Here is a 14000-nt window from a genome sequence, read left to right as displayed (position 1 = left end):
ACAGATGACCGACCTCACCGCGCAACGCGGCCTGTACGCGGGCCCAGCGCCGATCGTCAGCAAAGACCTCTACGCCGAGGTCTGCACCGGCTCGGCCATCCGGGACCGCGGCTCGATCCGGCTGGACCCGGGCACGAAGGTGTCCGGTAACACGTACTTCGGGCGGTTCCCGGCGTCCTACTGGCAGCGCTGGACCACCGTCACCGAAGTCTCGGTCGAGGCGGTCGTCACCGGCACCGGGCTGCTGTCCATGGGTGCCTCCGACGTCGAAGGTGAACCGCGGGTCATCGAGGCCGAGCAGGTCACCGACGTCACCCAGCACAAAATCGCCCTCACCGGGAAGCTGGACAAGTTCTACGACGGTGGCGCGCTCTGGCTCGACCTGGAAACCGAAGGCGGCCAGACCCTGCGCGTGGAGCAGGTCCGCTGGACCGTCGAAGCGCCCGAGACGATCCGCCCGACCGCGGTCACCATCTGCACCATGAACCGCGCCGATGACTGCCTGAAGAACCTGCAAGCATTGGCCGCCGACGTCTCCTCCCTCGACACCCTCGACGCGATCTACGTCGCCGACCAGGGCACCGACCTGGTCGAATCCCGTGACGGGTTCGACCAGGTCGTCAAGGACCTCGGGGAGAAGCTGCACTACATCAAGCAGCCCAACCTCGGTGGCGCCGGCGGGTTCACCCGCGGGCTCTACGAGGTCGCCGGGCACACCGCCACCGCCCACGCCAACGTCCTGTTCATGGACGACGACGTGCTGCTGGAGCCGGACCTGGTGATCCGGATGACGGCGTTCTCCAACCGCGCCGCCAACCCGATCATCGTCGGCGGGCAGATGCTGAACCTGTTCCACCCCAACCAGCTCCACGTCGGCGCCGAATACGCCCGGTTGAACACCCTCGAGCCCGGTCAGCCGGTCGAGCATTCGCTGACCACCGCGGACCTGCTCGGGGTCGACGAGGAGACGTTGAAGCCGAACCGGCAGGAACGCCGTCTCGACGCCGGCTACAACGGCTGGTGGTCCTGCCTGATCCCCTACGAGGTCGTGCAGGCCACCGGGTATCCGATGCCGTTCTTCTTCCAGTGGGACGACGCCGAGTACTCCTACCGCGCCCGCGCCCACGGTTTCCCGACGGTGACGTTGCCGGGGGCGGGGGTGTGGCACGCGGACTTCCACATGAAGGACTGGGACGAGTGGCACCGCTACTTCAACCTGCGCAACTCCATCATCACCGCCGCCCTGCACTCCCCGTTCAACCTGAACCTCCTCTCCCGCGTCCTGCTCGCCCAGCTCGTGCGGTACCTGCTGGGCATGCAGTACGGCCTGTCGGCCACGCTGATCAAGGCCGTGGAGGACTTCCTCGAAGGCCCTGAAGTCCTGCGCGACGGTGGTGTGGAGGCGATGAAGGAGATCCGCCGGATCCGCGACCAGTACCCGGAGACCAAGCGCCACAAGGCCACCGACGTCCCGGGGATCGCCTCCAACGACATCGGCATCATCAACAGCGCGCCGCCGCCGAGCCGGACCGTCGTGATCTTGCTCAAGCGCCTGCTCGACCAGACCCGCGGCCGGCACCGCTTCGGGCTGGGCGCCGTGCCGGCCGACGAGGCCCACTGGTGGCACACGTCGCTGTTCTCGACCGTGGTCGTCACCGACGCGAACCAGGACGGCGTCCGCGTCCGCTCCTACGACCGCGCCAAGACCTTCGACCTGGCCAAACGCGGCGTCAAGGTGATCCAGCGGCTGCGCAGGGAGGGGGCGGCCACGCAGGCGCGGTACCAGGGCGCCATGCCCGAGCTGACCTCGCGGGAGAACTGGACCCGGCTCTACGACCTCTGAGCGCCCCTACCGCATCGGTCACCGGAAACTCCTGGAGATTCGCCGGGACGCCAGACTGCGCCGCGGGGTGGTGAGGCCATAGGGTTCTCCTCATGAAGGTCGGCCTGCTCACCCGGGAGTACCCGCCGGAGGTCTACGGCGGAGCCGGGGTTCACGTGGAGTTCCTCGCCCGGGAGTTGCGGTCGCTCGTCGACCTCGACGTGCACTGCTGGGGCCCGGACCGCCCGGACGCCACCGGGCACACCGACCCGCACGGCTACCGCCAGCCGGCGTTCACGACCATGGACATCGCCGTCTCGATGGCCAACGCCCTCGACGGCCACGACCTCGCGCACAGCCACACCTGGTACGCGAACCTCGCCGGCCACCTGGCGAAGATGACCTACGGCATCCCCCACGTCGTCACGGCGCACTCGCTGGAGCCGCTGCGGCCGTGGAAGGCCGAGCAGCTCGGCGGCGGCTACCGCGTCTCGTCCTGGATCGAACGCGAGGCCTACGAGTCGGCCGACGCGATCGTCGCGGTCAGCGGCGGCATGCGCCAGGACGTGCTCAGCGCGTACCCGGCCGTGCCGCCCGAGCGCGTCCACGTGATCCACAACGGCATCGACACCACGCTCTACCGGCCCGACCCCGGCACCGACGTCCTCGCGAAGCACGGCGTCGACCCGGACCGGCCGTACGTGCTGTTCGTCGGCCGGATCACCCGGCAGAAGGGCGTCCCGCACCTGGTCCGGGCCGGTGCCGCGCTCGACCCGGACACGCAGCTGGTGCTGTGCGCGGGCGGCGCGGACACCCCCGAGCTGGACGCCGAGTTCCGCGGCCTGGTCGCCGACCTGGAGAAGACCCGCACCGGCGTCCGCTGGATCCCGGACATGCTGCCGCGGCCCGAGGTCGTGCAGCTGCTCACCCACGCCGCGGTGTTCGCCTGCCCGTCGGTCTACGAGCCCCTGGGCATCGTGAACCTGGAGGCGGCGGCGTGCGGCACGGCCGTGGTCGCCAGCGACGTCGGCGGGATCCCGGAGGTTGTCGACGACGGCCGGACCGGCCTGCTGGTCCACTACGACGAGGCGGACACCGCCGGGTACGAGGCGCGGCTGGGCGCGGCGCTCAACGAGCTGGTGGGCGACCCGGACCGGGCCGCCGCGATGGGTACCGCCGGCCGCGAGCGCGCGGTCGGCGAGTTCGGCTGGAAGGCGATCGCCGAGCAGACGGTCGCCCTCTACGAAGCGTGCGGGAGGTCCTCGTGAACAGTGGAGCCGACGTTCTGGGCATCGTGCTCGCGGGCGGCGAGGGCAAGCGCCTGATGCCGCTCACCGCCGACCGCGCCAAACCCGCCGTGCCCTTCGGGGGTGTGCACCGGCTGGTCGACTTCGTGCTGTCGAACCTGGTGCACGGCGGGATCCGGCGGCTGTGCGTGCTCACGCAGTACAAGTCGCACTCGCTCGACCGGCACATCTCGACGACGTGGCGGCTCTCGGCGCTCACCGGCGAGTACGTCACGCCGGTGCCGGCGCAGCAGCGGCTGGGCCCGCGCTGGTACCAGGGCAGCGCCGACGCCATCCACCAGAGCCTCAACCTGGTCTACGACGAGGACCCCGAGTACATCGCGGTGTTCGGCGCGGACAACATCTACCGGATGGACCCCCGGCAGATGCTGGAGACCCACATCTCCTCGGGCGCCGGCGTCACCGTCGCCGGGATCCGGGTGCCGCGCGCCGAGGCGAGCTCGTTCGGCGTCATCCGCACCACCGACGGCCTGATGATCGACGCGTTCCTGGAGAAGCCGGCCGACCCGCCGGGTCTGCCCGGCTCCCCCGACGAGTCGTACGTGTCGATGGGCAACTACATCTTCACGACGAAGGTGATGCTGGAGGCGCTGCACGCCGACGCCGAGAACGCCGCGTCGCACCACGACATGGGCCGCGACATCATCCCGGCCCTGGTGAAGTCCGGCGAGGCGGCGGTCTACGACTTCAGCGGCAACGTCGTGCCGGGTGAGACCGAGCGCGACCACGGCTACTGGCGCGACGTCGGGACGATCGACAGCTACTACGACGCGCACACCGACCTGATCTCCACGCACCCGATCTTCAACCTCTACAACCGCAAGTGGCCGATCCTGGCCCACCCCGGCCAGCGCGCGGCGGCGAAGTTCGTCGAAGGCGGCTCGGCGAACCAATCGATCGTGAGCCCCGGCTGCATCATCTCCGGCGCGCAGGTCGTCGACTCGGTGCTCTCCCCTGACGTCCTCGTGGAGCAAGGCGCGGTGGTCCAGGGCTCGGTGCTGCTCGACGGCGCCCGGGTCGGCCGCGGCGCGGTGGTGCGGCGGGCGATCCTGGACAAGAACGTCGTGGTCCCGCCGGGCGCGCACATCGGCGTGGACCTGGCTCGCGACCGCGGGCACTACCACGTGAGCGAAGGCGGCATCGTGGTGCTGGGCAAGGGCGAACGCGCCATCTGAGCGCGGGCTCGCCGGGCGCGGCTGACGGCGTCCGGCGGGTCAGGACCGGTCGGCGGTTGCCGCCCCGTCGTGCTGGGCGACCGTGGTCAGGACTGATCGGCCGCGGAGATCCGTTCGACGACCGGGTCCGCCGCGCGGGAGGAGCCGGCTCCCGCACCTCGCGGGGATGCTGCCCGGCCGGCCGCGGCCGCTCGGCGGGTCAGGACCGGTCGGCCGCGGAGATCCGCTCGACCACCTGGCGCGGGTCGATGCCCCAGCGCTCGGCCAGCTCCGAGATCGAGGCCCCGGCCGCGTACTCCGCGGCGATCATGCTGTTCACGACCCCGGCCAACGTCCTACTCCTCATCCGCAGATGCACGTGCAGCCAAGATGCTACAGCTTCCGCGCGGACGTTGAACAATCTGCCTCAGGTTCCGCGGTGCCCACCGCGCGGCCGCCACGCCGCGAGGCCGCACGCCACCGCTACCAGCAGGAAGACAGCGGCGAGCGCCACCGCCCAGGCGACCCCGGTCGTCACGGCGAGGTAGGCCTGCGCCGCCGCGACCACCGCGTACGTCACCGCCAGGCCGCGCCAGGCACGCATCGGCCCCCTCCCCACCCCGCCAAGGCCGCCGGAACCGATTCACGAGCGGGCGGTTCCCGCCGGTCATCGCCCCGCTTTGCCCTCGCCCGCCGGATTCCCGGTATTCGCCTTGTCCGCCGAGCCCGCGCGGGCCGCGCTGGCCACGGCGTCGAAGATGGGCGTCGGCTCACCTTCGTCACGCTTCGACCGCTGTTCGCGCGATGTGCGCAATTCCTCTCCCACGCGCCCAGTTTCCGGGGCGCCGGCCGATTTCGCTCGGGCAAACCGGAAAATCGCCCGGCCGGGGGATCACCCATACCGCGCGCGTTTACCCGCCATTTCCGGTCCGGCCCGGAAACGCCGGGCATTTCCGCACGTCATCCAATTCCGGCGGCCCGGGAATAACCCGGGGGCCCGGCGGGATTGCACGGGTCATGAAAGCTGTCGTCTACCGCCGCCACGGCGGGCCCGAAGAGCTGTCGCTGTCCGAGCGGGACGTCGTGGCGCCCGGGCCCGGCGAGGTCCGCGTCCGGCTCGTGGTGTCCGCCGTCAACCCGACCGACTGGAAGGCGCGCCAAGGCCGCGGCGCCGAAGCCGGGACCGAAGTACCCGACACCGTCCCCAACCAGGACGGCGCCGGCGTCGTCGACGCGGTCGGCCCGGACGTCACCGGCTTCGCCCCCGGCGATCGCGTGTGGACGCTCCTCGCGGGGACCCACGCGCCGGAGTCCGGCACCGCCCAGGAGTACACCGTCCTGCCCGCCGAAAAGCTCGCCGCGCTGCCCGACGGCGCCGGCTTCGACGAGGGCGCCGGGTTCGGCGTCCCGGCGCTGACCGCCCACCGTGCGCTCACCGTCGCCGAGGACGGTCCGGCCCGCCTGTCCCCCGGCTCCCTCGCCGGCCGGACGGTGCTGGTCAGCGGCGGCGCCGGCGCGGTCGGCAACGCCACGATCCAGCTCGGCCGCTGGGCCGGCGCGACGGTGATCGCGACGGTCAGCAGCGACGCGAAGGCCGCCCTCGCCCGCGCGGCCGGCGCCCAGCACGTGCTGCGCTACCCCGACACCGACCTCGCCGCCAAGATCCGCGAGATCGCGCCCGACGGCGTCGACCTGGTCGTCGAGGTCGCTCTGGGCGTCAACGCCCCGCTGCACGCGCAGGTGCTGCGCACGCGCGGCACGGTCGCGGCCTACGGCGACGACCGCGGCACCGGCACGATCAGCCTGGAGTTCGGCGCGAACCTGTGGCTGAACACGCGCTACCAGTTCCTGGTGCTCTACACGGTCGGGGCGGACAAGCTGCGGGCCGGCGCCGAGGACGTCAACGCGGCCTTCGCCGACGGCGCGCTCCGCCTCGGCGAGGACCGTGGCGTGCCGGTCCACCGGTTCGCGCTGGCCGACACGGCGAAGGCGCACATCGCGTCGGAGGAAGGCGCCACCGGGAAGGTGCTGATCGACGTCACCCCGGCTGGGTGACGTCGGGGGTGTCTTTCGGGGTGACGGTCAGCGCGGCAAGCAGCTCGCCGGCCGTCACCCCTTCGTCGTCGCGGTGCTCGCGCCAGCGGCCGAACAGCTCCTGCGCGGCGGTGAGCAGCGCCGGGGAGAGCCCGGCTTCGGTGCAGGCGGCGGCGATCTCGGCCATCTCGCCCTCCCACCGCCAGGCCCGCTGCCCCGCCGACTCGATGGCACCCGCCGCGCCGAGCGGGGTGTCCCGCCGGACCACACCGGCCAGCTCCCGGAAGACGTCGCCGACGCCGTGGCGGGCCGCGAGGGCGTGGGCCTGCGCCGCGAGCGCGTAGGTGAGCTTGTTGTACGAGGCGAACGCGAGCTTGAGCGCCGAGGCCCGCCCGACCGGGCCGTCGAGCGCGATCGGCGTCAGGAATGTCCCGGCGAAGAGGCTTTCGACGAGTCCGGCGTCCTTGCCGGACAAGTAGAGGCGCGTCGAGCCGTCGTGGCGCGGCGGCGACCCGACGATCCCGCCGTCGACCACGGACGCCCGGCCGTCGAACAGCTCCTCGATCTCCCGCGCGTGCCCGGGGCTGATGGCGTTCGCGTCGAGGTAGACGCCCGCGAACCCGCTCGCGGCGACCTCGCGGGCGACGTCGACCGCGGAGGCGGGCGGGCAGATGCTCAGCACGACGTCGCAGCCGGCCAGGTCGGCCGCCTCGGTGAGGCCGGCTTCCGCGGCCCGCCGCCGGGTGGCCGGGCCGCGCCCGGCCGGGAGCCAGCGGGTGGGGAGGCCTTGGTCCACGAGGAGCTTGCCGACCGCGGCGCCCATCGCCCCGGGGTGCAGCAGCCCGACGGAAGTCGTCACGCGTGTTCCTTTCACCTTGACTTCGAGCGTCCTTGAAGTTCGACACTCGGGACATGGAAGCGATCATGGCCACCCGGTTCGGCGGACCCGAGGTCCTGGCCCCCGTCACGCTACCCACGCCCGAGCCTCCCGAGGGGCACGTGCGCGTCGACGTCGCGTCGCCGGCGTGGGCTGGCTGGACACACTCATCCGGCGCGGCGACGCCCCGCCGGGGGCTGCCGGAGGCCTTGGCGGTCCTGGACGACGGCAGCACGGCGTTGGCCCTGCTGGAAAAGACGCCGGTCGCAGCGGGCGACGACGTCCTGGTGCTGCCGGGCCTGGGCGGGCTGGGCAGCCTCCTGGTGCAGCTGCCCCGCGACGCCGTGATGATCGCGGCGGTCCGCGGCCCGGAGAAGGTGAAGCTGGCCCACGACCTGGGCGTCCGGGCGGTCGACTACGGCTCGCCGGACTGGACCTCGAAGGTGCCCGGCGTCGACGTGGTCTTCGACGGCGTCGGCGGCCCCCTGGGAGCGACGGCCCTATCGCTCCTGCGCGACGGCGGCCGGTTCTCCGGCTACGGCATGAGCAGCGGCGCCCCGACGACGGTCCCGTTGGCCGACCACCGCCGGCTGGCATCGGTGGCGGACATGTCCCAGCTCCCGGAGTTCTGGCCGGAGACACCCCGAAGGGTGCGCCAGGCCCTAACCGAGGCGGCGGCGGGCCGCCTGATCCCGCTGATCGGCCGGACATACCCCCTGGCGGAAGCAGCGGCGGCCCACACGGACTTCGAGAAACGCCGAGCAGTGGGCAAGATCCTCCTGCACCCCTGACCCAGCGGCCGGCCGAATGCCGTGAAGGTGCCCCTCACGGCTTCAAGGTCCCTGAGGGGCACCCCTACGGCGCTTGAGTCCCTGAGGGGCACCCTCAGGGCGCATAAGTCCCTGAGGGTGCCCCTCACGACCTCGGACCGACGGACCCGCTGGTGCGGCGCCCGGAAACCCTGACCCGGCTCCAGCAGGTGACCGGCCGAAGGTCGTGAGGGTGCCCCTCACGACCTTCGGCCAGCGGACCCGCTGGCGCGGCGCCCGGAATGGCGACCCGGCTCCAGCAGGGGGGTCTGCCGCGGCTGGTCGTGAGTGTTTAGGAGGGTTCTAACCCTCCTAAACACTCACGACCTCGACCGGCGGTCCCGAGCGGAGCCTGGGCCGGGCCCGGGGCGCGTGGCCTCGGGCGGGTGATCGGCGCCACCGAAGTGGACATTCGTGGCCATCGCGTCACTCGTTCGCTCTACCATCGCCCGCGGAGGTGGGGTGTGGAGCCGTTGGGTCCGGGTGAACCGGCGCAAGCCGGGCGGTACCGGCTGCTCGCTGCTCTCGGCGAGGGTGCCATGGGGCGCGTGCTGCTCGGCGTGGCGCCCGATGGGCGGCTGGCCGCCGTCAAGCGGGTGCACCGGCAGTTCGCGCACGATGCCGGGTTCCGGGAGCGGTTCCGGCGCGAGGTCGACGTCTCGCGGCTCGTCTCCGGGGCCTACACCGCCGCCGTGATGGACGCCGATCCCGACGCGGCCACGCCGTGGCTCGCGTCCGTGTTCGTCGCCGGGCCGTCGCTGCAGGACGCCGTCGACGCGACCGGGCCGCTGCCGGTGGACGCCGTGCGGCAGCTCGCCGCCGGGCTGGCGTCGGCGCTCGCCGGGATCCACCGGGCCGGGCTGGTGCACCGGGACCTCAAGCCCAGCAACGTCCTGCTCGCCGAAGACGGCCCGCGCGTCATCGACTTCGGCATCGCCCGCGCCGCGGAGGGCGGCACCGACCTCACCCACACCGGCGCGATCCTCGGCTCGCCCGCGTTCATGTCGCCGGAACAGGCCGAGGGACGGCCGCTGACGCCGGCGAGCGACGTCTTCTCCCTCGGCGCGCTCCTCGTCCTCGCCGCGACCGGGCGCAGTCCCTTCGCCGGGGCGTCGGCGCCGCAGTCGCTCTACAACGTCGTCCACACCCACCCCGACCTGCGCATCCTCCCGCCGGACGTCCGCGCCCTCGCCGAGCCGTGCCTCGCCAAGGACCCCGCGCAACGACCGTCGCCGGCGCAGATCCTCGAGTTCCTCGGCCCGCTGCCGCCCGTCCCCCGCCCGTGGCCACCCGCCGTCCACGCCCTCATCGCGCAACGCCAGGCCGAGGTCCGGGACGCCCTCGCGAAACCGCCGAAACCGCGACGGCGCGGTCTGCGGATCGCCCTCGCCGCCGCGGCCGCGGTCGTCGTGATCGGCGGCACGATCACCACCGTCGCGCTGACGAGGAACACCCCGGCGACGACCGCGGCGAGCCCGCCCGCCACCACTGCAGTGACCACGACGACGTCCGCGCCGAACCCGGATCCCCTGGGCCCGGACCGCCTCCGCGGCGTCGATCTCTGCAAGGTCCTGCCGTCGGCGCCCGGCGTCGGCACGCTCACCCCCAAGATCGACGTCCACCTCTTCAGCTGCACCTACGAGACCGCGCGGCGCCAGTGGCTGGACCTGACGATCGGCGGCCCGGTCGCCGCGAAGGGCACGCCGGCCGGGGACCTGGACGGTCTGCCCCTGAGCGTCGAGGAGAAGGCCGGTGGCTGCACCGCCGCCGTGCCGGTGGTGGACCGCGCGGACACCACCATCGGCGTCGAGGCCGAGGGCTCGGCCGAGAAGTTCGACAAACCCTGCGACGTCGCGAAAGCCGCGCTCGGCGAAGCGCTGAAACGCCTTCGCGGCACCACGGCGGCCCCGCCGGCCGGCAGCCTCGCCGCGGTCGATCCCTGCCCGCTCGTCCCGGCCGCCACCGCCCAGCGGATCGTCGGGCCGGTCACCAAGGTCGAACCGCGCGGGCTGCACGAGTGCCAGTGGCACGTCGCGGGCGACGTCACGGTGACGCTCGAACGCGGCGTGCCGCCGTTCCGCACGACCGACTCGTACTACGACACGAGCACGACCGCCGACCTCGACGGCGTCACCGCGTTCGTCACCACGAAACGGGCCAACGCCGCGCGGGTCAGCTGCACCTACACCTGGCGGCACCGGCCCTACGACGACAGAACCTCGGAGAACGTCATCGTCGACTACACGACGTCCGCCAGCTCGCTCACCGTCGAGGACACGTGCCGCCAGGCACAGGACTTCGCCAAGACGGTCAAGTCCGGGCTGCCGAAGCCGTGAGGCCGCTGGAGCCGGGCGAGCCCCGGACCGCCGGCCGGTACCGCCTGGTCGCGGCGCTCGGCGAGGGCGGCATGGGCCGCGTCCTGCTCGGCGTGGCGCCGGACGGCCGGCTCGTCGCGCTCAAGCAGGTGCACCCGGAGTTCGCGCACAACGCCCGGTTCCGCGACCGATTCCGGCACGAAGTCCAGGCTTCGCAACGGGTTTCGGGCGCCTTCACCGCGGCCGTCATGGACGCCGATCCCGACGCCGAGACGCCGTGGCTGGCGTCGGTGTACGTCACCGGGCCGTCGCTCAAGGAGGCGATCGACGCCACCGGCCCGCTGCCGGACGACGCCGTGCGCCGGCTCGCCGTGGGGCTCGCGTCCGCGCTGACCGAGATCCACCGGGTCGGCCTGATCCACCGGGACCTCAAGCCGGGCAACGTGCTGCTCACCGGCGACGGCCCGCGGGTGATCGACTTCGGCATCGCCCGCGCGGCCGAGGGCGGGTCCGACCTCACCGGCACCGGCGGCATCATCGGGTCGCCGGCGTTCATGTCGCCCGAGCAGGCGGAAAGCCGCCCGCTGACGCCGGCGAGCGACGTCTTCTCCCTCGGCGGCTTGCTGGTGATGGCGGCGACGGGACGCGGCCCGTTCACCGGCACGACGACCGCGCAGATGCTCTACAACGTCGTGCACGCCGCGCCCGACCTGACCGGGCTGACGCCGGAGATCCGCGCGCTCGTCGAGCCCTGCCTGGCCAAGGATCCGGCCAGCCGGCCGACGCCCCAACGGATCCTGGACCACCTGGGCCCGATGGCGCCGGGCACCCGGCCGTGGCCGCCGGCGGTGCACCGGCTGATCGAAGACCAGGAAGCCGCGGTCCGCACGGCGCTGTCCTGGCCGGTTCCCGAACCCGTGGCCCCGCCGGTCCCGCGGCCGCCGAAGCGGCGCTGGGTGCCGGTCACCGCCGTGCTGGCCTCCGCCTGCGCCCTCGCCGCGGGCAGTCTGATCGCGGTGAACCTCTTCCGCGCGGATCCGCCGCCGCCGTCGGCGAACCTCGACCCGACGAGCCTGGACACCTTGCGCCGCACGGATCCCTGCAAGGTCCTAGATGGCGTCTCGATCACCGGCGTCGGCAAGCTGCAGGCCCAGGACACGCTGTACTTCGACCGCTGCGACTACCGGCCGCGCACCGGCGGGAAGGTCACGCTGAAGCTGGGCGACCAGTTCACCCTGGAAGGCGGGAGCCCGGCCGGTGACCTCGACGGCCGGCCGGTGCTGCTCAGCAAGGTCGGGGGCAGTACCTGCGACGCGACCGTCCAGCTCCCGGCGCAGGCCGAACTGGGCGTGACGGCCATCGCCGACACCTGCGACCTGGCGAAGACCGCGCTCGGCGAGGCGGTGCAGCGGATCAGCGCGGGCAACGACCGCTACGACCTCGCGCCCGGGACGTTCCTGGCGCTGGACCCGTGCGCGGTGCCGGACAAACCCGCGGTGGCGCAGGCGGTGGGCCCGGTCCGCCAGGTCGCGCTGACCGGGCTCCGCGAGTGCGAGTGGACCGCGACGACGTCGCTGAAGCTGTCGTTCGAGAAGCTGACCGCCGGCGTGCCCGACGCCGGGACGCCGGTCGACCTCGGCGGGCGGACGGCCACCCAGCGGGCGCTCGGCGACAGCTGTTTCCTCACCTGGGACCACCGGCCCTACGACGCGGACCAGGTCGAGCACGTCCGGATCTTCACGTCGAAACCCGGCGGCTCCTGCGACGCGGCCGTCGCGTTCGGCAAGGCCCTGGTCGCGAAGCTGCCGAAAACCTGACCGTGGTAGCTTGGTGACAGGCGAAGTGAAGCGTCGGAACGCTTCGCCTGTCACGACTGTGACTCCCTTGGCGCGCCAGGTACCAGTTGCCTGCCGCGCGAGGTGAGCCGTCGTTCGCTTCCTCCCGCGGCAGCTGAGCAGGAGGACCATCATGACCACCTTGGTGATCGGCGCCCGCGGGAACGTCGGGCGGCACGTCGTCGACCAGCTCCTCGCCGCCGGGGAACCCGTGCGCGCGTCGGGGCGCAACCCCGCGACCGCGGACTTGCCCGCCGGCGTCCCGGTCGTCGCGGCCGACCTGACCCGGCCCGCCACCCTGACCGAGGCCGTGCGCGGCGTGCGAAAGGTCTTCGTCTACGCGCCGACCGATGGCGCGGAAGATTTCGCCGCCGCCGCAAGGGAAGCGGGCGTCGAGCACGTCGTGCTGCTGTCGTCGGGCAGCGTGCTGCTCCCCGCCGCGGCCGGCAACCTGATCGCGGAAGAGCACCGCGCCGTCGAACAGACGATGGCGGCTTCGGGCCTGCGCTGGACGCCGATCCGTCCGCTGGTGCTGGCGACCAACGCGCTGAACTGGGCCGACGCCATCCGCGACGAGGGCGTGGTGCAGCTGGTGCACCCGGAGGCGAAGACCGCGCCGATCCACGAACGCGACGTCGCGGCGGTCGCCGTCGCGGCGTTGCTGGGGCACGATGCGGCGGACGGGATGCTCACCGGCCCGCGGCTGCTGTCGCAGCGGGAGCAGGTCGAGCTGATCGGCGCCGCCGCCGGGGTGCCGGTGCGGATCGAGGAGCTGTCGGAAACCGAAGCGCGCCAGCAGTTCGGGCAGTTCGAGAAGCCGGCGGTCGTCGACGCGATCCTCGCCTTCATCGCCAACGCGGCCCGCGGCGGCTCACCGGCGACCGACACCGTCGAGCGCGTGCTCGGCCGGCCGGGGCTCGGGTTCGAGCAGTGGGCCGCCGAACACTTCCCGCTCGCCTAGGCGCTGCCGGAGTGAGTCTGCGCGCGAAGACCGCGAGCAGACTCACTCCGGCAGTGCCTACACTCGGTGGCGTGACCGAACTCGCCACGACCAGACGATCGATCCACGGCGTCGCCGAACTGCTGCTGGCCGGACCGCAGCACCGGGCGGCGGGCCGGATCGAGCTGCGGGTGGTCGACGGCGGGTTCGCCACGGTCGTCGCGCCGGCGCTGCGGCTCGACGGCGACGAGCTCGTGACGAACTCGGTGCGCGTCCCGCTGGCCGGCCGCACGTACCTCGACGTCGCGGCGTCGGCCGGGTTCACAGCGGGCGAGCCCGAGGGCGTCTACTCGGGCGGCCCCGGCGTCCGGCTCGACGAGACGATCACCCTCGACGCCTCGGCGCTGACGACGTTGCTGCAGGGCTTCGCCGACGGTGACCGGGCGCTGCGGGAGTTCGCACCGGACGCGACGCCGGTGCTGTGGCCCGAGCACTTCGACGTCGCGATCACCGTCGACGAAGTCAACTACGGCGTCTCCCCCGGCGACGGCTACCTGGGCGAGCCGTACGCGTACGTCGGGCCGTTCGAGCCGAGGGAAGGCGAGTTCTGGACCGCCCCCTTCGGCGCGGCCCGGCCCCTGAGCGAGCTGGACGGCGCGATCACGGAGTTCTTCCGCACCGGCCGGGCGAACCTCTGACGCGGGGGCCACAGCACGCGTGTCGACCCCGCAATCACGCGAGTCGGCTCCCCAATCACACGTGTCGGCGTTCCACGCACGCTCGGCTCGTGATGGAACGGTCGGCTCACGTGATCGGAGGGTCGGCTCGCGTGATGGAAGGGTCGACACGCGTGATCAGAGGGTCGACACGCGCTGGCTCAGCGTCGCCCGGAGTCCGGACAGCATGA

At 72.8% G+C, this 14000-nt stretch carries 13 protein-coding genes; 9 read left to right on the top strand and 4 right to left on the bottom strand.

What is annotated here, in order from left to right:
• Positions 1–4: 4 nt before the first annotated feature.
• From OG570_RS31955 to glgC, 3 genes are all read left to right on the top strand, one after another.
• Complete coding sequence (locus OG570_RS31955) at positions 5–1843, top strand: glycosyltransferase (RefSeq protein WP_326952778.1); 1839 nt, start codon at positions 5–7, stop codon at positions 1841–1843.
• A 92-nt stretch (positions 1844–1935) separates the two neighbouring features.
• On the top strand, positions 1936–3090 hold the full coding sequence (gene glgA / locus OG570_RS31950; protein ID WP_326952777.1) for a glycogen synthase: 1155 nt from the start codon (positions 1936–1938) through the stop codon (positions 3088–3090).
• Positions 3087–4304 (top strand): glucose-1-phosphate adenylyltransferase, encoded by a 1218-nt coding sequence (gene glgC, locus OG570_RS31945; protein ID WP_326950298.1) that lies wholly within the window; start codon positions 3087–3089, stop codon positions 4302–4304. The genes glgA and glgC overlap by 4 nt, the downstream gene beginning before the upstream one ends.
• 199 nt (positions 4305–4503) lie before the next feature.
• Here the strand turns inward: glgC and OG570_RS31940 are convergent, their stop codons facing one another.
• From OG570_RS31940 to OG570_RS31930, 3 genes are all read right to left on the bottom strand, one after another.
• The gene (locus OG570_RS31940) at positions 4504–4635 is read right to left on the bottom strand and encodes a hypothetical protein (protein ID WP_256474923.1); all 132 of its coding nucleotides are present in this window, start codon (positions 4633–4635) and stop codon (positions 4504–4506) included.
• Between the two features lie 75 nt (positions 4636–4710).
• A complete protein-coding gene (locus OG570_RS31935; RefSeq protein WP_326950299.1) occupies positions 4711–4887 on the bottom strand; it encodes a hypothetical protein in 177 nt (58 codons plus the stop codon).
• 63 nt (positions 4888–4950) lie between these two features.
• On the bottom strand, positions 4951–5109 hold the full coding sequence (locus OG570_RS31930; protein ID WP_247052441.1) for a hypothetical protein: 159 nt from the start codon (positions 5107–5109) through the stop codon (positions 4951–4953).
• 191 nt (positions 5110–5300) lie between these two features.
• On the opposite strand from OG570_RS31930, the gene OG570_RS31925 reads away from it, so the two are divergent.
• Entirely contained in the window at positions 5301–6338 is a 1038-nt protein-coding gene (locus OG570_RS31925) for an NADPH:quinone reductase (protein ID WP_326952776.1), read from the top strand.
• On the opposite strand, the gene OG570_RS31920 is transcribed toward OG570_RS31925, so the two are convergent.
• Positions 6322–7176: an NAD(P)-dependent oxidoreductase gene (locus OG570_RS31920; RefSeq protein ID WP_326952775.1), complete on the bottom strand. Its 855-nt coding sequence runs from the start codon at positions 7174–7176 to the stop codon at positions 6322–6324. The two genes, OG570_RS31925 and OG570_RS31920, sit on opposite strands and share 17 nt — an antisense overlap.
• Before the next feature lie 53 nt (positions 7177–7229).
• Between OG570_RS31920 and OG570_RS31915 the strand changes: the two genes are divergently transcribed.
• From OG570_RS31915 to OG570_RS31895, 5 genes are all read left to right on the top strand, one after another.
• Entirely contained in the window at positions 7230–7985 is a 756-nt protein-coding gene (locus OG570_RS31915; RefSeq protein WP_326952774.1) for a zinc-binding dehydrogenase, read from the top strand.
• Positions 7986–8467: 482 nt separating this feature from the next.
• Positions 8468–10339 (top strand): serine/threonine-protein kinase, encoded by a 1872-nt coding sequence (locus OG570_RS31910; RefSeq protein ID WP_326952773.1) that lies wholly within the window; start codon positions 8468–8470, stop codon positions 10337–10339.
• Positions 10336–12135: a serine/threonine-protein kinase gene (locus OG570_RS31905; protein ID WP_326952772.1), complete on the top strand. Its 1800-nt coding sequence runs from the start codon at positions 10336–10338 to the stop codon at positions 12133–12135. The genes OG570_RS31910 and OG570_RS31905 overlap by 4 nt, the downstream gene beginning before the upstream one ends.
• A 151-nt stretch (positions 12136–12286) precedes the next feature.
• Positions 12287–13114 carry an NAD(P)H-binding protein gene (locus OG570_RS31900; protein WP_326952771.1) on the top strand — a complete coding sequence of 276 codons (828 nt, stop codon included), beginning with the start codon at positions 12287–12289 and terminating at the stop codon, positions 13112–13114.
• A gap of 71 nt (positions 13115–13185) precedes the next feature.
• Complete coding sequence (locus tag OG570_RS31895; protein ID WP_326952770.1) at positions 13186–13791, top strand: hypothetical protein; 606 nt, start codon at positions 13186–13188, stop codon at positions 13789–13791.
• The last annotated feature ends 209 nt before the right edge of the window (positions 13792–14000 follow it).

Source organism: Amycolatopsis sp. NBC_01286, from assembly GCF_035982555.1.
In the GTDB taxonomy this organism is placed as follows: domain Bacteria; phylum Actinomycetota; class Actinomycetes; order Mycobacteriales; family Pseudonocardiaceae; genus Amycolatopsis.
This window is presented reverse-complemented; position numbering and strand designations above follow the sequence as displayed.